Source organism: Lactococcus sp. LG606 (assembly GCF_017309645.1).
GTDB classification, from domain to species: domain Bacteria; phylum Bacillota; class Bacilli; order Lactobacillales; family Streptococcaceae; genus Lactococcus; species Lactococcus petauri.
The window spans coordinates 119,739-140,892 of record NZ_CP071301.1 but is presented as its reverse complement, the minus strand read 5'-3'; the positions used below and the strand labels follow the sequence as shown (position 1 = coordinate 140,892).

The following is a 21,154-nucleotide window of genomic DNA, read 5'->3' as shown; positions in this document are numbered from 1 at the left end:
AAGTTAAAGTGCACTTAGACTCTGAGAAAGAAAGCAGAGTGCTTATCTTTCTTTTAAACTAATCTGTGAATTTTTTAAAGGCCAATACGGCATTGTGTCCACCAAACCCAAAGTCTTGTGACAATGCATAATTGATTTCAGCATCTTGACCTTGGCCAAGAACGACATTAATTGTCATGCCTTCGTCCAATTCTTTTGTTCCAGCGTTAACTGGTGCAAACTGATTTAAAATGGCTTGTACAGTTGCTACTGCTTCGATAGCTCCTGTCGCTCCGAGAGCATGCCCGTGCAAAGCTTTTGTTGATGAAACCAGAGCTTTATCCCCAATAACATTGTGGATAGCTTTTGCTTCCGTCTCTTCATTAGCATGTGTTGATGTACCATGTGCATTGATATAATCAACATCTGCTCCAGAAATCCCTGCTTCTTCTAAAGCAAGCTTCATCGCATTTTCAGCACCAACACCTGATGGAGTTGTCATATGGTAAGCATCGTTTGTGTTACCATAACCAACAATTTCAGCTAAGATATTTGCACCACGTGCTTGAGCATGTTCAAGACTTTCCAAAATCAGGACACCTGCACCTTCACCCATAACAAAGCCCGAACGGTTTTTGTCAAATGGACGGCAAGCAATTGAAGGATCTGCCTCTTTTGTCAAAGCAGTCAAGTTGGCAAAGCCAGCAATACCAAGCTCACAAATTGCAGCTTCAGCACCACCAGCGATAATAGCATCTGCATAACCGTGTTTGATTTCACGGAAAGCTGAACCAATAGAGTTTGCACCTGCTGCACATGCTGTTACTTCAGCACGCGACACACCACGAGCACCTGTGCGCAAGGCAACATTACCTGTCGCCATGTTGGCAATTGCCAATGGTACATAAAGTGGTGTTACTTTACGCGGACCTTTAAGAAGTGCTTGTGAGTTCTTTTGTGTCTGCTCCAAGCCACCGATGCCTGAGGCCATGATACAGCCCAAACGATCGTAATTTGTGTTCTCTGGAGTTATGCCTGACATTTCCATAGCTTCAAGAGCCGCATAGACAGCATAAAGTGAGAAAGTATCCATACGACGGGCATCTTTTTTCTCAAAATGCTTCTCAAATGGAAAATCTTTAACTTCAGCTGCTACACTGATTCCTGTCGCTTCAGCATCAAAGCGCGTAATTGGACCGATACCTGTTTGACCAGATTTTAGGCCATTCCAAAATTCTTCTGGTGTATTACCGATAGCACTGGTTACACCGTAACCTGTAATGACTACACGATTCATATTTTTTTCTCCTTTGGAGTTTGTTACAAACTTCTTTTTAGTCTAATCTGATATAAGGCTACATTGCCATACCACCGTCAATAGACAATACTTGCCCTGTCATGTATTCTTGCTCTGCAAGGAATTTCACAACTGTAGCAACTTCTTCTGGTTGACCAAATCGTTTCATTGGGATTTGAGCCTTCATTGTATCCTTGACTTTATCCGAAAGGACTTCAGTCATGTCAGAATCAATAAATCCTGGAGCAACAGCGTTGACGCGGACATTGCGCCCAGCAACTTCACGTGCAATTGATTTTGTCAAACCAATCAATCCCGCTTTGGAAGCTGCATAATTAGCTTGGCCGGCATTCCCAATTAAACCGACAACAGAAGTAATATTAATAATTGCCCCTTCTCTCGCACGCGTCATTGGTTTTAGAACTGCCTGTGTCATATTGAAGGCACCTGTGAGATTTATTTTTAAAACAGCTTCGAAATCTTCTTCACTCATTTTCAATGATAAACCATCACGAGTTATTCCCGCATTATTAACCAAAACATCAACCGACCCCAAAGCATCTACTGCCTCAGCAACCATACGTTTAGCATCTTCCGACTGGGAAATATCACCAGATACGCCAACAGCCTTAACACCAAAAGAAGTGAACTCTGACAAAAGTTCTTCAGAAATGGTAGAACGTCCATTGATAACTACGTTTGCCCCAGCTTGAGCAAACTGTAAAGCAATCGCCTTACCAATACCACGTGTTGAGCCCGTCACAAAGACATTTTTATTTTTAATTTCCATTATTTTTTCCTGTTCTTATGATTTTTAATTGCTCTCAAACCAAGTTCTACAGTGACAACTTTTACTCATTGAATAAGTTTAAGCTTCTTCTGTCACCAAAGCCTTGAATGAAGTAAGATCTTCAACATTCGTAAAGCTTGCTTCTTTGTCGATTTTTTTTATAAAACCAGAAAGAACTTTACCAGGTCCAACTTCAATAAAGCGCTGTACACCAAGTGCTTTCATTGTTTCAATGGATTCGTAGAAACGTACTGGCTCCATAACTTGACGCGTGAGGAGTTCTTTTACTTCTGAGTCTTTCATAACTTTCGCTGTCGTATTTGAAATCAGCTCCAACTTAAAGCTATTAAAATTAACCTGTTCAAGTTCTTTGGCTAACTTTTCGCTCGCGGGTTTTAAGATGGCTGTATGGAAAGGACCAGATACTTTCAGCTCAATCAGACGTTTTACGCCAGCTTCTTTTAGAAGTTCAACGGCGTAATCAACGGCTTCAGCTTGACCACCAATAACAATTTGAGCCGGAGTATTGTAGTTTGCTGGGCTTACAATTCCACGTTCCGCTGCTTGTTCACAAATTTCTTCGATCAAAGCAGATTCAGTATTCATCACAGCAACCATTTTACCTGATCCTGTTGGTGCAGCTTCAGTCATATATTGACCACGTTTTGCTACTAAAGCAACAGCTTCCGCAAAATCAAGTGCACCACTGGCTACCAATGCAGAGTACTCGCCTAAAGAAAGTCCAGCCACAAGATCTGGCTTAATACCTTGTTCTGAAAGCAAACGAAGGATTGCTACAGATGTTGTTAAAATAGCTGGTTGTGTATATTGTGTCTCGTTGAGTTTTGTTTCATCATTATCGATTAACTCCCGAAGATTATAACCCAAGACTTGACTTGCTTGATCAAAAGTTTCTCTGACAATGTCAAATTCATCATAAAGGTCTTTAGCCATACCCAATTTTTGAGCGCCTTGACCAGAAAAAAGAAATGCTGTTTTCATATTTTTAAGATTTCACAAAATTTAGATTTTTGTGACACTTTCCTAATTTTCAAAATTTATTATAAGTGAAAAACGGGGCTTTCACCCCATTAATTCTCTTATTGTTGAGCTTCAACATATTTAACGAGATCAGAAACAGTTTTCATGTCCGCTTCTGTATCTACTTCAACATCGAATTCGTCTTCGATATCGTTAATGATTTGGAAAAGGTCAAGTGAGTCAGCATCGAGTTCTTCAAATGAAGTTTCGAGTGTTACTTCTTCTTTTTCTTTGCCGAGTTCGTCAGCGATGATGTCTTGTACTTTTTCAAATACTGCCATGTTATTTCTCCTTTAATGTGTAGAAAGTATATATATTATAGCGTGATAAATCACTCATATAACCAAATTTAAATGTTATCAATCTTATCAAAGATTAATAATGAGCGTACCCCATGTGAGGCCGCCACCGAAACCTGTCTGGACAATTTTATAATTTTCGTCCAAAGAAAGTTTACCATTTTTTATCGATTCTGACAAGAGAATAGGTATCGAAGCTGCACTTGTATTGCCATATTCTTGCATATTTTGCAGGAATTTACTGCGTACAGCACCTAATTTCTTGGCCATTTTATCAAGTATTCGAGAATTTGCTTGATGCAATAAAAAATAGTCAATATCTTCAGGTTTCAGATTTGCTTTTTCCAAGGTTTCTTGGATATTTTTTGGAACGTCACGTGTCGCAAAGTCAAAGACCGCCCGTCCGTCCATTTTTATGAACTCTGTAACATGGTTAACTTGACCACTAAGTTCAGGATTAAGTGCCAAATAATTTGAGGTAAGGGAATCGCCTCGAGAGCCATCTGTTCTTAGATTTTCTGCGATAATCAAAGGTTGTATACCTGTGTCTTCCAAAAGAACACCACCTGCACCATCTCCAAAAAGAACAGCGGTAGAACGATCCGACCAATCCAAAGATTTAGACAAAACTTCTGCACCAATAACCATACCACGTTTGTAGCCACCGGCAATCAGCTTCTCAGCCGTTGATAAAGCGAAAACAAAACCAGAACAAGCAGCTGTTAAATCATAAGCAAAGGCACGATGTGCGCCAATTTTTGCTTGGACCAAGGCTGCCGTACTTGGCATACTGCTATCAGGTGAGATAGTCGCCACGATAATAAAATCAATCTGGTCTGCTGACAAATCAGCTTGAGCTAAGAGTTGTTCACCAACCTTAGCAGCCAGATCACTGGTATTTTCGTCAACTGTAATGTGTCGCTGCTTAATACCCGTCCGTGAATAAATCCACTCGTCACTCGTGTCCATGATTTTTGCCAAATCATCGTTTGACACAATATTTTCGGGCACATAGTGTGCCACCTGGGTAATTTTAGCGAAAGGCATTATTTCATATTCTCCAATGACTTATGTAATTCTTCAAGTTCGCCTGCAAGTTTGTTTTCGGTAGTCCCGTAAACACTTAACATAAGTTTTTCTGAAATGCTACGGAAAAATTCGCTGTGCGATGCACAGAGAGCCATACCTTTTTCAGTCAATACGATATAAGCCACACGACGGTCACGATCTGATCGTTCGCGCTTGATATATCCCTTAGTTTCCAAGCGATTGAGTGTAATGGTGATTGTTGAAAGGGCTAATTTTTGATTCCTTGCAATGTCTGTAGCGCGGCAAGTTCCCAAAGTATGGATAAGTGTCATTTGTTGCAGTTCTTTCACAGTTACATCTGGGTAATCAGAATCCTTCAAGAACTGTTCTTCTAAGTTCATGCAGTCGTGGAAAAGTTGAATCAACCATTCATTAATTTTGTCAAAATCTGTTTTCATTTGTACTTCCTGATATTTTGATGATACAAACCATTTACAATACAAAATTGTACCATAATAAAAATAATTTGCAAGTGCTAAGTAGATTTGAAAAATGCCTCTGATGGCTTGGATAACCTCTTTATCCTGCTTCATAAAGAAAATTTCCAAATGTAGTCGACAGCAAAAAGATGAAATCATGGTATTTCATCTTTTTTTTTATGAAAAAATTCCTTTTTAAAAAGGATCGCAAAATCCTTTTTATTTTTAACATTTGAGACTTTAACACATCTACTATATGCTTATTTTCATTATAGCAAAATAAAAGTCTAAAATTTTCTGTTTTTCTTGTTTTCTTGTGAATTTGGCTCAAAAAAGGAGTTTTAAATAACACTATCCCCCTTTTTGTCTAAAAAAACTCTCGAAAAAGCTTCCAAGAGTTTATGTATCCAAATTTTTATTTCGTTTGTTTTAATAGTGCATCTGTATAATCAGTCAACTGCGCCATTGAAGCTGTGGGACCGCCAAAGAAATAGACCTTCTCATAATCCATTGTGATGACATGCCCTTCTTTAACTGCCTTGAGATTTTTCCACACGGGATTTTTTTGAAGTGCCTCATATTGTGCTTTATCTGCATTTTTAAAATCGATAAAAATATAGTCTGCATCAAAATCTTTGAGGCTTTCAGCGTTGACTTCTGCATATCCTGTTCCTTCGGATAATTCCGACATTTTTGGCGATTCTTGGAATCCGAGACCACGCGTAAGTGCTTGACCACCACGCGCAAAGTTATCGCCATAAGCGTAAATTTTATCGCCTTGGAGCTCTAGCAAGGAAATGCTTGATTGTGCAGTATCTATGCCTTGAGCTTTTAGCTTTGTTTTTTGCTCTTCAGCTTTTTTGTCAAAAGTTTTGAGAAACTCTTTCTTTTCATCTTCACGGTTCAACAATTTGGCAAAGAAATCCAAAGATTTATCCATATCATTCAAATCTTGATAGTTAACAAGTACAGTAGGTGCTACTTTTTCATAATCAGAAACTTGAGTTTTATCCACTGTCACAATCAAATCAGGCTTTTGACCAATAAGTTTTTCAATATTAAAGCTTGGCGAACCAAGATCAACCATATTTTCCTTTTGTTTATCTGACAAATAAGGATTAGGAAAAGCCCAAGAATCCGTCCCAATTACATTTCCACCTAAGGTTGCAACATCATCCGGATAATTCTGTACTGCAATACGTTCCGGATGCGCAGGAACTTCTACTTCACCATTCAAGGCAGTGAAGGTTACTTTTTCCTCTTTTTGGGATTGTGATACATCTGAGTTTGAACATGCAGAAAGGCCCAAAAGGCCAACTGCTGCTAAAGCTATAGAATATAATTTAAGGTGTTTCATGAAATCCTCTTTCAAATTTTTTGTATTAAGTATATATAGTAGGGCGCACCTATAAGAGCAACCACAAAACCAAGCGGTAAGCTTGACGGTGCAATAATAATTTGCGATAAACTATCTGCTAAAAGTAAAATAATCATTGAGACCAAAGCTGTCATCAAAGCACGCTTTTTACTTTCAAATCCCACCAGTTCGCGGGCTATGTGTGGTGCAATCAAGCCAATAAAGGCAAGACCGCCAACTAATAAAACGCCAATTGATGCAAAAAGTAGTGCCAATATATAAAATTGCATTTTACTCTGTTTCACATTTAAGCCAAGGCTTGTTGCCATTTCTTGACCCAAACTTAGTAAGTCTAGCTCTTTTCGGAAAAAAATGAAAATAACCAGACCAATTATCAACAGGACAAGATTCACACTAATAAAGATTTTATCTGTTTGCCAGATGTCTCCGGATAACCAAACTGCTACTTGCTGAAAATCAAACCGATTAATGGAAAGTTGAGCTAAGGTAATCAAGGCCTGAAATAGAGCGGTAATTCCTAACCCAATCAGAAGGACTTGGATATTACTTACATTTTTCTTTAGCGCAAGATGATAGAGCAAGGTAAAGGAAAAAAGTCCTCCCAACAAGGCAAATAAAGGATACATAAAGATCCAAGAGCCCGAAAGTTTCAACCACTGACTAAGAAAAAGGAACAGTACTGCACCTGCACTGGCCCCACTTGTAATTCCAAGTGTACTTGCATCTGCTAAAGGATTATCCACTACTGTCTGAATAATATAGCCAGCCATAGCCAAAGCAGTTCCTGCAATAAGTACCACAAGTGTCCTTGGCATTCTAAACTGAGGAATCAATATGGATAGTAAATCCCAATCTGTCGAAAAGTGCGTCAAGTCGATAATAATAAAGGCAACCAAGAGGAATATTAAAAATAAAAATTTCTTTTTCATTTTTCCTCCTTACTCATCATATAAATGAAGAAAATTGCGCCAAATAAAAGAGTTAAGCTGCCTGCTGGGAATTCATAAGGCTTGAACAAATTACGGGCCAACACATCTGCTACAAGTAATAGCATCACGCCTAATAAATTGCTCATAAAGAACCTTTTTAAAAAATGTCCTCCTACCAGTCGCCTTGCCAAATGTGGCGCCATGAGTCCGACAAAACTAATCACACCGACACTCGAAACTGTCACCCCACTTGCCAGAGCCACCATAGCCATAATCAACAATCTGAGACGATTTACAGAAATACCTAGACTGGTTGCCATCTCTTCACCAAAGGATAACACTTTTATCTGATTTGCAAATAAGAGAACCATTGATACAAACAGTACAGTCACAACCATTAAAATTTCCAATTTTAGTGGAGTGATTCCAGAAAAGGAACCCACAATCCATAAAAAATAAGACTGCATATTTTTACTATAAAAGGTCAAAATACTTGCAAGACTTGTCGCAAAAAGGCCAACAGAAGTTCCCACAAGAACAACTTTCATCGGTTGAAATTTACTTTTCACGGTAAGGACAGCTACAGTAACAAGAGCAATAAATGCTCCTAAGCTTGCTACAGCAGTGCCCAACCAACCACCTGTGGAAAGATTGAACACTAAAAGCAAAGCAAGTGCAAAACTTGCACCACCTGATATCCCCAATGTGGATATCTCGGCAATAGGATTACCTGTCATACTTTGAACCAGAAGTCCGCTACTGGAGAGGAGAATTCCTACAAACATTAAGGCCAATAAGCGCGGTAAACGCAAGTGCAAGACGACACTCTCGTGCCAAATCTGGCTGAAACTATAGTTTTGATCACCGAGCATGAGATATAGGAAAGACAAGACCATAATCGTCACCAAAGCCAGTGCAACTTGATAAGAAAACTTCCTAATCTTCATTTTTAACCCCTGTAATCATAAGAGTTTGGCAGAAAAGATCACGACCTAATCGAACATGTAATCCAAAGCTCTCATGAATAATTTCCTCTGTAAATAATTCTTCCACCGGGCCTGAAGTAAAGATTTCACCCTCTTTTACAATAACTAAATTATCCGCAAAACGCGCAGCGTGGTTTAAATCGTGGATGACATAAACTACTGTTTTGTTCATCTTTTTCGCAAAAGTTTTTAACAGTTTTAAAATATCAAGTTGGTGCAAAAGATCGAGATACGTTGTCGGCTCATCCAAAAGAATAATTTCACTGTCTTGCGCTAAAATCATCGTGATAAAAGCACGCTGACGCTGTCCACCAGAAAGTTGGGAAACTTTTTGGTTACGTAACTCCCAAATCTCAGTTTCCTTCATGACTTGCTCCACAAAGTGCTTGTCTGCTTCAGATAAGTTCTGTTGAGTGAGCTTTTGATGTGGAAAGCGGCCAAGACTGACCAGCTCATACACAGTTATATCACTCGGGGCTTGCATGTCTTGTGGGAGCAAGGTCAATATTTTAGCGATTTCTAGATTTTTACGATTAGAAAGACGTTCATCTTTATAGATAACTTCCCCTTCATACTTGATTAAACGTCCCAGGGCTTTGAGTAATGTCGACTTCCCTGAGCCATTTATTCCGATAATCGCTGTCGTTTTTCCCTGCTCAATTTCCAAAGATACGTCTCTTAGAACCTGCTTTTTACCGTAATATACATTTAAATTTTTTGCCCCAAAATACATGAGTTCTTCCTTTTTAGCTCTAGTCACTCGAAGATGCCAATAATGTCAAATACTTTTTACATATTTAATTAAAGCATACTTTATAAAAGTTAACAAGTACTTTCTAAATTATTTTAAGTCAGATATTTTCCCTATCTTGATCTTTTATCGTTTTACTTATAATGTAAGAATTACAAGAGTAAAACCCCCAAGCCCAATGACTTGAAGGTTGTCCTGTTTACTTATTTTAATTATGGATTTATTTAAATCTGTCTTGGAAATTCATCCTCACCTATGATTATAACAAATTTTTCAAGATTTCTTCTTTTTGTCCTCAGGTGTCTCGTAATTTCTTCGCAAGGAAAACTTATCAGGTACCAAGTCATAACCTGGTTTACAAAATGGATGACATCGTAAAAGCCTTGAGGTTCCCATTGCAATTCCCTTGGCCGCTCCGTGCTTCTCAATAGCTTGAATCATATAATTCGAACAAGTTGGATAATAACGACAAGCCGGCGGTAACAGAGGGGAAATAAATCTCTGATAACCATGTACAGTTTTGACTAAAACTTTTTTCATTTTTTCCTTTTATTTTAGGGCTTCTAGAATATCTGCAATCATCAGTTCTGGCGTCAAATGATAACGATCATAAAGCTCATCCACAGCCACAGAGTCATTAAACTCTTTATCTGCACCATAATTCAATGTTTTCACACCAAATTGTCCAATATAACCAGCAACTTTTTGACCAAAACCGCCATCAAGAATACCATCCTCGATGGTCACAAAGACTTTATGGTCCCCAGTCAATTCTTTCAAGGTTTTCTTATCAAGTTCTGCAACGAACATTGGATTAACTAGCGTAGCATTGATCTGTAATTTCTCCAGTTCTTCTGCTACTTTTTGACCGTGACTAAAAAGACCGCCCAAGGCCAGAATGGCAACTTCTTCACCTTTACGCACAATTCCATACTGTGCTTTACTGAAATCAGTCAACACGGTTGAACGATTTTCAACACCATGCTCAGGAATTTGTAGCACCACTGGATGGTCTTTTTGTGTCAGTGCCCAATCCAACATCGCTACAAGCTCTTCTTCACTCGTTGGCGCCAAGTAGACCAAATCAGGAATGTTAGAGAGCATACCTATTGCAAAGCTCCCTTGGTGAGTTTTATCCGAACCAGAGATGGAGGCTGATTTTACAATAACGACCGCTGGTTCCTTGTTGATTGCCAAGTCATGTAAAAATTGATCATAAGCACGTTGCATGAAGGTCGAATTGTGAAAAATCATTGCACGTGCCCCACCTGCTGCAACCGCTCCGCCAAAGGTCGTCACATATTGTTCAGCAATCCCAGCATCAACATAGTTTTCTGGGTGCTTTTCAGCAAATTCCTTTAGGTTATTCACCATTGGAATTCCACCATTGACTGCGACTAAAGGCATACCCTCAGCAACTTTTTCTTCCATATAATCAAGAATAATACGGGTATAATTTTTCGCTGAACTTATATTTTTCAAAGAACCGTCTGCTAAATTGAAGGGAGAGCGCCAGTGGAAGGCTTCCTTCATGTCAACAGCAGGTTGATAACCATGTCCTTTTTCGGTATTGACATGTAAAACAATCGGATGGTCAATATCCTTTACTTCTTCAAAAAAAGAAATGAGCGCCTCGAGATTATTACCATCTGCTAAATACTTATAATCTAATCCAAATGCTTTAAACAGATTATTTGGTGATTGACCATCTGTTGCGCGTAATTCAGCTAATCCTTTATAAATCCCACCATGATTTTCAGCGATTGACATTTGGTTATCATTGAGAATCAGGATGAAATTTTTATCATAAGCACCAGCATTGCTGATTGCCTCCAATGCTAAGCCACCAGAAAGTGAACCATCACCTAAAATAGCAATAATATTACCTTTTTGCGCTGTTAAATCACGTGCTTTAGCCAGTCCCATCGCATTTGCAACAGACGTTGAGGTGTGTCCAACAGTGAAAAAATCATGTTCTGATTCATGTTGACTTGTATAACCCGTGATGTCATGAAAATGTCCATCTTGAAAACCGTGTTTACGTCCTGTTAGAATTTTATGTGGATAAGTTTGGTGGCTAACATCCCAAACGAATTTATCCACAGGCGATTGAAAGACTTTGTGCAAGGCAATGGTTAATTCTACGACACCCAGATTTGGTCCTGTATGTCCCCCAATCTGACTGACTTTATTGAGCACTGCTCCTCGAACATCTTGAGCAAGTTCGGTTAATTCAGCAGCGCTTAGCTTTTTTAAATCTGCTGGCGCATTTACTTTATCTAAAATAGTCATCTTTGCCTCTTTCCACTCATTTTTCACTTTTATTCATAGTGCATAAGTTTACAATCTATTCTATTACTTTTTGTTCACTTTTGCTGATTTGGGAGATGGACTTGTCCGTAAACGGACAGTAAATTTTGTACCACGCGGTTGATTATCTTCAACCGTGATTCGGCCATTATGTGCCTCAGCTATTTGCTGTGCAAGGGATAAGCCAAGACCTAAGCCACCTTTTTGTCGTGTTCTTGCTTTATCCACACGGTAAAATCGGTCAAATATTTTTTTCTTATCAGCTGCTGTAATTCCTTCTCCATTATCAGACACACTCAGTAGAAGGGTTGCTCCATTTTTTTGAACATCAACTTGAATTTCACCATCTTCGCCTGTATATTTCATGGCATTATCAAACAAAATCGTTAAAAGTTGCTTCACTAAGCTTTGATCTAAACTTAAAGCTCCTTCAAATTTTATGGTAGTTTTTAAAGACTTATCAGAACTTTCTGCCAAGAGCTGGTAATTGCTAAAGATGGCTTCAAAGAATTCCTTATCTGTTGGCTCAGGATTTGTTTTAATGTTATTGTCCTGTCGTGCCATGTTCAACAGATTAGTCGTCAAAAGTCGCATATTACGTACTTCCGAAAGACTCTCCGAGATATTTTCAGATTCTTCAATTATTGTTGCATTCGGATTTTGGAAAAGTAATTCTAAGCGATTTTGTAAAATAGCGAGAGGCGTTCTTAACTCATGGCTTGCATTTTCAACAAAAGCTTTCTGCTTTTCATAGGCAACCATAACAGGACGCAGCGTCCAGTTGGCAAGATACAAGCTAATAATCACGGAAATAAACCAGAACATAACCATTGTTGTAATGATAATAAAATTACTCCGGCTCAAGCTATCTTGAAGTTGATCCACGTTACTAAAAACTTGAATATAAGCAATGTTACTTGCACCATAGGTTGTGTCCAGGTTTGATTGTGGCATCGCCAAGGTAACATATCGATAATGCCAATCAGGACCATAAGGATTCCGAATAGAAATCGACTTGATTTGTCCAAGGGCGTCCTTGTCTAACTTGGCTGTCTTCTCAAGTTGATAACGTACGAGGTCGACACGTATGATTTGTTGCTGACTGCTGCTTCCTGGTTTCGTTGTTGCATCAACACTGCCTGTTGGTCCTAAGACATTGCCCTTTTCATCGTACATGACGATACTGTTTGTTGGACTGTAATTGCCTTGATTAATTTCAAATGTCCCTTGATTGACTCCCGCCTGATCAAGTGCCAGCGCTCTTAAAATATCTGGATTAGCTGCTAAATCTCGTAAATTTTGGTCAGTAGACTTATAGACCCCGCTTGTGAGCACTTGCAAAATAATTACTGTGAGTGCAAAGAAGATGATCGTGAAATCTAGAAAAAAATGAAGGAAATTTTTCCCATCATTTTTCACAATTGGCATCGATTTTATTTTTTCAATTATCTTTTTCATAAAACTTACCGTAAAATATAGCCGACATTACGCAATGTAGCTAGATTTTGGGCAAAGTCTGTATCTTTAAGTTTTTTACGGATTTTACTCATATAAACTTCAACTACAGTTACCGTCGTGTCACTGTCAAAGCCCCAAATGCGGTCAAAGATTTGTTCTTTAGGCAAGATGACATTTTGGTTTTGCATCAAATAAACTACAAGATCAAACTCTTTACCGATTAATTCCACTGGTGTGTCATTCACAAATGCTGACTTATTGGTCAAATTCAAGCGCACATTGCCATAAGAAAGACCGTTAGCATCTTCCAGTTTTCCTGTACGTTTTAAGAGCGCCTGAATACGCGCTTTCAACTCATCAAGATAGAAAGGTTTCGTCAAATAATCATCTGCTCCAACATCAAAACCGTGCATCTTATCATCTAAAGACTCTTTTGCAGTCATAATTAAAACTGGTGTATCAATATTCTGATCACGTAATTCTTTGAGTACTTCGAATCCGTTTTTCTCAGGCAACATTAAGTCTAAGAGGATTAAATCATAAATCCCCATTTCTGCTTCATAAAGCCCTTCTTCGCCATCAAAAACTTGCTTTACCTCAGCAAAAGATTTCAAGAAATCGTAAACTGATTTTGACAAAGAGAGGTCATCTTCAACTAATAATATTTTAATCATCGCATCCATCTTTCTTACACTAACGGGAAAATTTACACGAGAAATTTACCCATCCTTCCCTTTATTTTACACTATTATGACCTTTTTTTCTTATTTAAAGCTAAAAGAAGGTGAAAGCCAATCTTTTTTGAAATTTACTCATTACAAAACAGTGAAGGGGTTTCTTCACTGTTTTTCTTTACTCTTTTTCTTTAGGCGCTGTCGTTTCTCTTAAGATAAGCTCAAAAGGAATAATTGTTTTATCATGGAAGGCTTCCTTATTTTGCGTCAGCCCAAGAAACTTCTCTACGGTTGCTGCTCCAAGACGTACGATATTGATGTCAAAGGTTGTCAGATAAGGGTGAACAAGTGTTGAGAAGGCAGAGTTGTTGTAAGTAATCACACTGACATCTTCCGGTACTTTCACACCTTGCTCTGACAAGCGAGAGATTACTTTCAAAGCTAAGACTTCATCCATAACAACAAGGCCCGTTTCATCTTTCAAGGTCATATTTTCTTCAAAAACGAGTAAATTCGGCTTACCTTGTTTTTTCAGCATTTCATCTTGATAGCCTTGATAGCGTTCCTCAAAGACTTCACCATCTTTCGTATCGGTCACAAAAGAAATCTCCGAATGCCCCAAATCCATCAAATATCTGGTCGCCTCATGCCCCATCAAAACATTGTCGTTATCCACATGTGTAATTTCATTTTGCTTTTCTGTTGGCGTGCCTAAAAGAACGAAAGGAATCTTGTTATCGAAAAGATAATTGCGAACACTATCTGCTTTCCCCGCATAAAGGACAATAAAACCATCCACGCGCTTCTCGGAATACATCAACTCAACTTGTTGTTTCAGCTCACTCTCTTGATAACCAGTCACAACAGCAATTGAAACATCGTATTTGCGTGCTGTTTCATTAATCGAAGTCAAAACTTTCATATAAAAAGGTTGGTTTGATTTGTCTTCGACAGGAGGAAAGACGACTCCAATCGTATTAGATTTCCCTGATGCTAGAATCTGAGCCGCCACATTTCGCGTGTAGCCGAGTTCTTGCATTGCTTTTCTTACTTTAACTTTTGTCTTCTCACTGATTTCCGAACTATCTTTGAGAACACGGCTAACTGTTGAAGCATTCACACCCGCTTTTTTTGCTACATCTTTTATCGTAACGGCCATATACTATCTCCTGATTCTACTCTCTTCTACTTATTTTCCCAAACTTTTGTTAATAATTCAAGAGACAGACTGTTTGTATTTGAAACTAAAGCAATATCCGTTCCTAAGTCTTCAGCAGAACCCACACCTAAAGGTAATGCGCCTGCTGCTTTTATCGCTGCAATACCAGCCTGGGCATCTTCAATTCCTATACATGAAGTAATAGGAACATCAACACCGGCTGCAGCAGCCAAAAAGATATCTGGTGCAGGTTTTGAAGCTGCAACTTTTGCCGGATCAGCAATGGCATCAAAATACGTGCTCAACTCCATCGCTTCAAGAAGGAATGGACCATTTTTTGAGGCAGAAGCCAAAGCAATCTTGATATTTTGGGCGCGTAAATCTTTCAGCAAATCTAATATGCCAGGATAAATATCCTCTGGTCCTACCTTTTGAATCATTTGGACATAGTTATCATTTTTTTGCTTAGCAAGCTGAGCAAAACTTTCGGCATCATATGTTTCACTCTTTCCACCAAGCTCCAATATTTTTTTCAAAGAATCTTCGCGGGATACACCTTTGAGCTGTTCATTAAAAGTTCTATCTACTCCAGCTATTCCTAATTCTTCAGCCAAAGCTTTCCAGGCTTGAAAATGATACTCTGCGGTATCGGTAATTACTCCGTCAAGATCAAATAATACTGCTTTAAACATGCTTCACCTCTGCTTCATAAGTACCTTCCAATTGGACCGCTTCACCATAAACTTCTAAGGCAATCGGTTCACCCTTGAGCAATTTTATCTGAAGCTTTTCTCCTACACTGACTTTGAGCAGACGCCCACGATAATTAATACGGAAGCTATAAGCATCCCAAGCATTTGGAATGAAAGGCGCAAAACTTAACTGACCGTTCCACGTTTTCATTTGAGCAAAACCTTGCACAATAGCCAACCAAGAACCTGTCATTGAGGTAATATGCAAACCGTCTTCTGTATCATTATTGTAGTTGTCAAGGTCCAAACGTGCAGTCCGTTCATACATTTCAACTGCTTTATCTTCCATTCCAAGTTCGGCAGCTAAAATTGCGTGAATGGATGGAGAAAGTGAACTTTCATGAACAGTTAATGGCTCATAAAAGTTAAAGTTACGACGTTTTTCTTCCAAGCTATATTGGTTGCCAAAGAAATAAATCCCTTGCAAAACATCTGCCTGTTTAATATATGGTGAGCGCAAAATACGATCCCATGACCAGTTTTGATTCAAAGGCAAGTGCTTGAGATCTAAATCCGCAACTGGTGTCAAATCCTTGTCTAAAAAGCCATCATGCTGGACAAAAATCCCTAACTCTTCATCTGTCGGATAATACATATGGGCAGTGATATCAGTCCACTGCGATAATTCTTCTGTCGAAACCTGTAAATCTGGTCGAGGGTATTTCTTTAAACTTTCCATTGTATAATTCAAAACCCAAGTTGCCAATGTGTTGGTATACCAGTTATTATTGATATTATTTTCATATTCATTTGGTCCTGTAACCCCATGAATCATGTAAGCTTTTTGTCTCTCCGAATAGTGAACACGGTCTGCCCAGAAGCGTGAAATTTCTACAAGTACTTCAAGACCCTCCTGAGCCAAATAGGTTCCATCGCCAGTATAATTGCTGTAATTATAAATAGCATAAGCTATAGCACCGTTACGATGAATTTCCTCAAAAGTGATTTCCCATTCATTATGGCACTCAATACCTGTAAAAGTCACCATTGGATAAAGTGCTCCAGCCAAACCTTGCTGTCTTGCATTGTGTTGTGCTTGGGGCAATTGTTTATGACGGTAGCGTAATAAGTTTTGCGTCACTTGCTGATCTGCTAAAGAAAGATAAAGCGGAACTGCATAGGCTTCAGTATCCCAATAAGTTGCTCCGCCATATTTCTCCCCTGTAAAGCCTTTAGGACCAATATTGAGGCGCTCGTCTTCACCATAATAAGTTGCAAAAAGTTGGAAGAGATTGAAACGAATACCTTGTTGTGCTTGATCAGAACCTTTAATTTCCACATCCGCAAGTTCCCAACGTTCGCCCCAAGCTTCTGCATGCTCTTGTAAAAGTTGTGTATAAGATTTCACTTGAATTACTTCTTCTAGGCTTGCTAAGGCTTCATGCATTGCAGCTAAATTACTATAATCACGACTCGTCAGAACAAGCACACGTTTTTCAAAATGTAGTGTTTCCTGTTCCACAGTTGCTTCATGGTAATTAATAACTTTTTCTTCTTGAGTTTCTTGCCCTTGAGCTTGAAAATCTCCCTTAAAACTTTGCCCTGCCAGTACGGTAAATTGCTCTACGCCAAAGGGGTTAGCAATCGTTTGATTGGCAATGTAAGTTCCTTCTTTGTCGCCTCCTTTATCTAAAACAGTCCAGAATTTTTCTTCATAATTGGAATCTTCATTGTGCACATCAGCATCAATAAATGAAGCAGTACGTACTTTGTGCGATTGACCATCCACACTAGAGAATTTGAAGGAGAAGACAGCTAATTCTGGATGAACGATCGACATAAAACGCTCAACGGAAACAGCAACGCCAGCTTTTTCATAAGAATAAGAGAGAACTGCTTTTTGCATATCTAAGGAAAGGTGGAAATTAGTGATACTATCAGTATAAAGGTCAACTTCTTCATCATCGATAAAAAGTGAAACTCCCGAGAAGTTCAAAGCATTGATTGCCTTACCAAAATATTCTGGGTAACCATTTTTCCACCACCCCACACGCGTTTTATCTGGAAACCAGACACCTGCAATATATGTACCTTGATGGTGATCGCCTGAGTATTTTTCTGAAAAATTACCGCGCATTCCCATGTAACCATTCCCGATTGAGGTTAAAGATTCCTGAAGACGTCGTTCTTCCTTTTCTAATTTACTGGATTGGATATGCCAAGGATCAATTTCCATAATTCTGCTGATTTTTTTCATCTTTTTTCCTATCTTTTTCTTTTCTTACTTTTTCTTAAACACTTGATATTCCCATGGAAGGAAAGTCATCTTTTTTTCCAACTTTCTTGGGCGGCTTCCTAAAATATGCTGGTAACCTTCTATTTCTACTTGGTTAAAGTCCAGATGTGCTTTTTTAGTACCTAAATTCGTAATAATCAAAAATGAGTCACGTTCGTAAACAAAGGCTGTCAGATGTTGCTCAAACCAAAACTTTATTGACCCACGCGCAATGTCTTCTTCCTCATGGCGAAGATGAATTAAGACTTTATAAAGCTCGATAAGCTCCTGTGATTTTTCTGTGTTTACTTCCTTATAATCTGGATGAATAGGCATCCAAGGTTTGCCACTGGTAAATCCTGCGTTTGGGCTCGCGTCCCATTGCATCGGTGTACGAGAGTGATCTCTGCTGTTTGCCATCACTGTATCCAAAGCTTCACTTTTAGTCATCCCCTGAAAAATTAACGCTTCATAAGCCTGCTTGATTTCAGTTGCATCTGTCTGGGTGATATCTGTAAAAGGAAAATTACTCATTCCAATTTCTTGTCCCTGATAGATAAATGGAGTCCCTCGAAGAAGCATATAAGATACGGCTAAAGCTTTAGCCGACGCGATACTGCCATCACCAAAACAACTGATTGCTCGTGGTTGGTCATGATTTTCTAAATAAAGTGCATTCCAACCTCGTGCAAGCATATCCTTTTGCCAACGTATAATTGTCTTTTTGTAACCATACATCCAGCCACGTCCTGCGTAATTTTTCTGACGTACATTGTGTTCCAATTCAAAAATCATCTTAAGGTAGCCAGACCTTGCATCCGTCCAATCAGGCGCCTCAGTTGAAGTCACACCTGAAGCTTCCCCAACTGTTAAAGCATCATATTGGTCAAATATTTCTTTTAAATCAGCCATATAATTTTCAATACCTGACACATTCATAAAAGGCTGCCAAGGGTCATTCCCTCTTAGAGACTTGATATTAAAAGACCAGTCTTCCTTTTGAATATGAGAAATCGCATCCAAACGAAAACCATCTATACCTAATTCCAACCACCATTTAATCATCGTATAGATTTCCTGACGCACTTGGGGATTCTTCCAGTTCAAGTCAGGTTGTTCTTTCGCAAAGACATGAAAATAAGCTTGTTGCGTCTGCTCATCATAAGTCCAAGTAGAGCCACCAAAGAAAGATTGCCACTCATTCGGCATTTTTTCGGGTGTTGCATCTGCCCAGTGATAGTAATCTCGATAGGGATTATCCTTTGATTTTTGACTTTCAATAAACCAAGGATGCTGATCGGAAGTATGATTCACAACCAAATCCATAATCACTTTCAAGCCGTTATCATGCGCTTTTTGCAGAAGTTCTTTTAAATCTTCCAAGCTACCAAATCGAGCATCAATACTATAAAAATCAGCTATATCGTAGCCGCCATCCACTTGTGGACTTGTGTAAATGGGGTTAAGCCAAATAAAATCTATCCCCAAATCTTTCAAGTAAGGCAGCTTTTCGACAATTCCCTGTAAATCCCCCATACCATCACCATTACTGTCTTTAAAAGACTTGGGATAAATCTGGTAACCTGTCCAATTCGCAAAATCGTCTTTTTTCATTTTTTTCATTTTGATTATCTCTCTTGAAATTAAAGCCAGTCCTTCGCAAACAATAAATAGAGTCAGAAAGACATTTGTCTATAATTCTGCTTAAATATTTTACTCTAGGTGTCTCTGCAACCACTCACTCGAAACCGAGGGGCTTTTTCTCTATTATGTCAAAATTTTTCCATATAAGAAGCAATATTTGGGCAAAGTTATCTTTTAGAAGAATGAGCTAACGTTTCATCTCTATCTCTTGTTTAATTTCTACTATTTATAGATTATAAATCCGTTTTTCTGAACATGATTGTCTTCAGCCAAGTGGGCCAAGACTATTTCTCCCTCTTCAACACTAACTGGCTGTTCACCTTTGTTAAAGACTGCCTTAAGTGCGCCACGTTCCAGTTTCACCACTCCTTGAGTGTCATCAACACTCTGCCATTCTAAATCAGATTGACTAAGTGTCTCTGCGTAGTCTCTACGGAAAGCTACCAAGGCTTTGAAGAAAGCAAACATTTCTAAGTCCTGATGTTCTTCAGTCCAAGGCATGCATTTGCGACAATCTGGATCAGCGCCACCATCTAGCCCATATTCGTCACCGTAATAGATACATGGAACACCGGGTTGGAGGTACATAAAGGCTTGAACTTGTTTGACTAAGTCTTTACTTCCTTTGGCTTGTGTTAAAAGACGTGGTGTATCATGTGAATCCAAGATGTTAAACATAACTTGATTCGTCTGTTGACGATAAAGCATAAGCTGCGCATTAATTGCCGAAACCATTTGTTCTAAACTTAGATCTTCTTTCACAAAAGTGTCAATGATTGCATTGGTATAAGCATAGTTCATAACTGCTGAAAATTCATCGCCAACGAGCCAAGGTTGTGCTGAGTGCCAAACTTCTCCTAAGATATAGAAATCTTCTTTCGCTGCATCACATGTTGTACGGAATTTCTTCCAGAAGGCATGATCGACCTCGTCTGCTACATCTAAACGCCACGCATCAATATCACATTCCTTAATCCAGTATTCTGCAATATTGAGCAAATACTCTTGAACTTCTGGATTGGCAGTATTTAGTTTCGGCATATGTGGTGTAAAAGCAAATGTATCGTAAGTTGCTGTTTCAGAAACTTCAAAATCCTCGGTTGGTGTGTAGGTTGCTGGCCATTCGTTAACATGGAACCAATCTGCATATTTTGAATTTTCTTGATGCTTGAGAACGTCTTGCCACTGCGGGCTAGTATCACCGATATGATTAAAGACAGCATCAAGCATTACTTTAATCCCTCGTTGGTGTGCCTCTTTCACTAATGTTTTGAAAACTTCTAAATCACCAAAATACTGATCAATTTTCAAATAATCTTCCGTATCATACTTATGGTTAGAATAGGCTTGGAAAACAGGAGTAAAGTAAATGCCATTTACGCCTAAGTCTGTCAGATGATCCAAATGATCAATTACTCCTTGGAGATCGCCGCCATACAAGTCTTGACGATTGGGAGATTCAGTTGGATCCCATTCTTTCACTCCAACTGGATTAATGGCTGGATTTCCATTAGCAAAGCGTTCTGGGAATATTTGATACCAAACTGTATTTTTAACCCATTCAGGAGCCTTAAAACGATCAACCTCATGGAAGAATGGCATACGAAATGCTGCATATTTTTTTGTGAGTAATTTTACTTGGTAAGGAAGAATACCAGAGTCGCTATAGACAACCTTTTCCCCATCGTAATCCGTAATCACGAACAAGTAGTCCATACGCTTATGCGGAACGCCGACCTCTGTCACATAGAAATCACTTTCTGCTGTGGATAAACCATGTTTCATTTCTACTTCTTGATAATCCCAAACCATTTCTGATTCATCATCGCGTTTTACAAACATATAAGGGTCACCATAGATCAATGCAACACTTTGAATGTCGTCACGTGCAACACGTAAACGGATATGAATTGTTTCCTCTGTATAGAGATAAGCAAATTCTGATTCTGGACGGTGATAAATGGCTGCTTTATTCATGAATAAA

Annotated in this window: 19 protein-coding genes; all 19 read right to left on the bottom strand. The window is 38.8% G+C overall.

Annotated elements, in window-relative coordinates:
* Positions 1–58: 58 nt before the first annotated feature.
* Positions 59–1,276 (bottom strand): beta-ketoacyl-ACP synthase II, encoded by a 1,218-nt coding sequence (gene fabF, locus J0J35_RS00730; protein ID WP_117517124.1) that lies wholly within the window; start codon positions 1,274–1,276, stop codon positions 59–61.
* Between the two features lie 58 nt (positions 1,277–1,334).
* Positions 1,335–2,066: a 3-oxoacyl-[acyl-carrier-protein] reductase gene (fabG, locus tag J0J35_RS00725; RefSeq protein ID WP_165706492.1), complete on the bottom strand. Its 732-nt coding sequence runs from the start codon at positions 2,064–2,066 to the stop codon at positions 1,335–1,337.
* A 78-nt stretch (positions 2,067–2,144) separates the two neighbouring features.
* A complete protein-coding gene (gene fabD, locus J0J35_RS00720; protein WP_206917099.1) occupies positions 2,145–3,068 on the bottom strand; it encodes an ACP S-malonyltransferase in 924 nt (307 codons plus the stop codon).
* A gap of 98 nt (positions 3,069–3,166) precedes the next feature.
* Positions 3,167–3,388 carry an acyl carrier protein gene (locus J0J35_RS00715; RefSeq protein ID WP_003135454.1) on the bottom strand — a complete coding sequence of 74 codons (222 nt, stop codon included), beginning with the start codon at positions 3,386–3,388 and terminating at the stop codon, positions 3,167–3,169.
* 87 nt (positions 3,389–3,475) lie between these two features.
* Positions 3,476–4,453 carry a beta-ketoacyl-ACP synthase III gene (locus J0J35_RS00710; RefSeq protein ID WP_206917098.1) on the bottom strand — a complete coding sequence of 326 codons (978 nt, stop codon included), beginning with the start codon at positions 4,451–4,453 and terminating at the stop codon, positions 3,476–3,478.
* Complete coding sequence (locus J0J35_RS00705) at positions 4,453–4,893, bottom strand: MarR family winged helix-turn-helix transcriptional regulator (RefSeq protein ID WP_004258807.1); 441 nt, start codon at positions 4,891–4,893, stop codon at positions 4,453–4,455. Before J0J35_RS00705 ends, J0J35_RS00710 begins: the two co-directional genes overlap by 1 nt.
* Before the next feature lie 436 nt (positions 4,894–5,329).
* Positions 5,330–6,271 (bottom strand): iron-hydroxamate ABC transporter substrate-binding protein, encoded by a 942-nt coding sequence (locus J0J35_RS00700; RefSeq protein ID WP_019293797.1) that lies wholly within the window; start codon positions 6,269–6,271, stop codon positions 5,330–5,332.
* Positions 6,272–6,282: 11 nt separating this feature from the next.
* On the bottom strand, positions 6,283–7,221 hold the full coding sequence (locus J0J35_RS00695; protein ID WP_206917095.1) for an iron ABC transporter permease: 939 nt from the start codon (positions 7,219–7,221) through the stop codon (positions 6,283–6,285).
* Entirely contained in the window at positions 7,218–8,168 is a 951-nt protein-coding gene (locus J0J35_RS00690) for an iron ABC transporter permease (protein ID WP_019293799.1), read from the bottom strand. Before J0J35_RS00690 ends, J0J35_RS00695 begins: the two co-directional genes overlap by 4 nt.
* Positions 8,158–8,940: an ABC transporter ATP-binding protein gene (locus tag J0J35_RS00685; protein WP_206918124.1), complete on the bottom strand. Its 783-nt coding sequence runs from the start codon at positions 8,938–8,940 to the stop codon at positions 8,158–8,160. The genes J0J35_RS00690 and J0J35_RS00685 overlap by 11 nt, the downstream gene beginning before the upstream one ends.
* A 291-nt stretch (positions 8,941–9,231) precedes the next feature.
* Positions 9,232–9,498 carry a membrane protein insertion efficiency factor YidD gene (yidD, locus tag J0J35_RS00680; protein ID WP_195916761.1) on the bottom strand — a complete coding sequence of 89 codons (267 nt, stop codon included), beginning with the start codon at positions 9,496–9,498 and terminating at the stop codon, positions 9,232–9,234.
* Positions 9,499–9,507: 9 nt separating this feature from the next.
* Positions 9,508–11,250 carry a 1-deoxy-D-xylulose-5-phosphate synthase gene (locus tag J0J35_RS00675; RefSeq protein ID WP_206917093.1) on the bottom strand — a complete coding sequence of 581 codons (1,743 nt, stop codon included), beginning with the start codon at positions 11,248–11,250 and terminating at the stop codon, positions 9,508–9,510.
* Between the two features lie 63 nt (positions 11,251–11,313).
* Positions 11,314–12,726 (bottom strand): cell wall metabolism sensor histidine kinase WalK, encoded by a 1,413-nt coding sequence (locus J0J35_RS00670; protein ID WP_206917090.1) that lies wholly within the window; start codon positions 12,724–12,726, stop codon positions 11,314–11,316.
* Between the two features lie 5 nt (positions 12,727–12,731).
* Entirely contained in the window at positions 12,732–13,400 is a 669-nt protein-coding gene (locus J0J35_RS00665; RefSeq protein ID WP_213438991.1) for a response regulator transcription factor, read from the bottom strand.
* A gap of 178 nt (positions 13,401–13,578) precedes the next feature.
* Positions 13,579–14,559: a LacI family DNA-binding transcriptional regulator gene (locus tag J0J35_RS00660; RefSeq protein WP_019293805.1), complete on the bottom strand. Its 981-nt coding sequence runs from the start codon at positions 14,557–14,559 to the stop codon at positions 13,579–13,581.
* 26 nt (positions 14,560–14,585) lie between these two features.
* A complete protein-coding gene (gene pgmB, locus J0J35_RS00655) occupies positions 14,586–15,251 on the bottom strand; it encodes a beta-phosphoglucomutase (protein WP_086582229.1) in 666 nt (221 codons plus the stop codon).
* On the bottom strand, positions 15,244–17,508 hold the full coding sequence (locus J0J35_RS00650) for a glycoside hydrolase family 65 protein (RefSeq protein ID WP_206917087.1): 2,265 nt from the start codon (positions 17,506–17,508) through the stop codon (positions 15,244–15,246). The genes pgmB and J0J35_RS00650 overlap by 8 nt, the downstream gene beginning before the upstream one ends.
* Before the next feature lie 24 nt (positions 17,509–17,532).
* Entirely contained in the window at positions 17,533–19,140 is a 1,608-nt protein-coding gene (locus J0J35_RS00645; protein WP_206918122.1) for an alpha-glucosidase, read from the bottom strand.
* 252 nt (positions 19,141–19,392) lie between these two features.
* Positions 19,393–21,147, bottom strand: coding sequence for a glycoside hydrolase family 13 protein (locus J0J35_RS00640; protein WP_206917084.1), 1,755 nt, complete (start codon positions 21,145–21,147; stop codon positions 19,393–19,395).
* Positions 21,148–21,154 lie beyond the last annotated feature (7 nt).

Excerpts from the sequence above, each read along its gene's own strand:
- fabF (WP_117517124.1), bottom strand. The coding sequence starts at position 1,276 with ATGAATCGTGTAGTCATTACAGGTTACGGTGTAACCAGTGCTATCGGT.
- fabG (WP_165706492.1), bottom strand. The coding sequence starts at position 2,066 with ATGGAAATTAAAAATAAAAATGTCTTTGTGACGGGCTCAACACGTGGT.
- fabD (WP_206917099.1), bottom strand. The coding sequence starts at position 3,068 with ATGAAAACAGCATTTCTTTTTTCTGGTCAAGGCGCTCAAAAATTGGGT.
- J0J35_RS00715 (WP_003135454.1), bottom strand. The coding sequence starts at position 3,388 with ATGGCAGTATTTGAAAAAGTACAAGACATCATCGCTGACGAACTCGGC.
- J0J35_RS00710 (WP_206917098.1), bottom strand. The coding sequence starts at position 4,453 with ATGCCTTTCGCTAAAATTACCCAGGTGGCACACTATGTGCCCGAAAAT.
- J0J35_RS00705 (WP_004258807.1), bottom strand. The coding sequence starts at position 4,893 with ATGAAAACAGATTTTGACAAAATTAATGAATGGTTGATTCAACTTTTC.
- J0J35_RS00700 (WP_019293797.1), bottom strand. The coding sequence starts at position 6,271 with ATGAAACACCTTAAATTATATTCTATAGCTTTAGCAGCAGTTGGCCTT.
- J0J35_RS00695 (WP_206917095.1), bottom strand. The coding sequence starts at position 7,221 with ATGAAAAAGAAATTTTTATTTTTAATATTCCTCTTGGTTGCCTTTATT.
- J0J35_RS00690 (WP_019293799.1), bottom strand. The coding sequence starts at position 8,168 with ATGAAGATTAGGAAGTTTTCTTATCAAGTTGCACTGGCTTTGGTGACG.
- J0J35_RS00685 (WP_206918124.1), bottom strand. The coding sequence starts at position 8,940 with ATGTATTTTGGGGCAAAAAATTTAAATGTATATTACGGTAAAAAGCAG.
- yidD (WP_195916761.1), bottom strand. The coding sequence starts at position 9,498 with ATGAAAAAAGTTTTAGTCAAAACTGTACATGGTTATCAGAGATTTATT.
- J0J35_RS00675 (WP_206917093.1), bottom strand. The coding sequence starts at position 11,250 with ATGACTATTTTAGATAAAGTAAATGCGCCAGCAGATTTAAAAAAGCTA.
- J0J35_RS00670 (WP_206917090.1), bottom strand. The coding sequence starts at position 12,726 with ATGAAAAAGATAATTGAAAAAATAAAATCGATGCCAATTGTGAAAAAT.
- J0J35_RS00665 (WP_213438991.1), bottom strand. The coding sequence starts at position 13,400 with ATGATTAAAATATTATTAGTTGAAGATGACCTCTCTTTGTCAAAATCA.
- J0J35_RS00660 (WP_019293805.1), bottom strand. The coding sequence starts at position 14,559 with ATGGCCGTTACGATAAAAGATGTAGCAAAAAAAGCGGGTGTGAATGCT.
- pgmB (WP_086582229.1), bottom strand. The coding sequence starts at position 15,251 with ATGTTTAAAGCAGTATTATTTGATCTTGACGGAGTAATTACCGATACC.
- J0J35_RS00650 (WP_206917087.1), bottom strand. The coding sequence starts at position 17,508 with ATGAAAAAAATCAGCAGAATTATGGAAATTGATCCTTGGCATATCCAA.
- J0J35_RS00645 (WP_206918122.1), bottom strand. The coding sequence starts at position 19,140 with ATGAAAAAAGACGATTTTGCGAATTGGACAGGTTACCAGATTTATCCC.
- J0J35_RS00640 (WP_206917084.1), bottom strand. The coding sequence starts at position 21,147 with ATGAATAAAGCAGCCATTTATCACCGTCCAGAATCAGAATTTGCTTAT.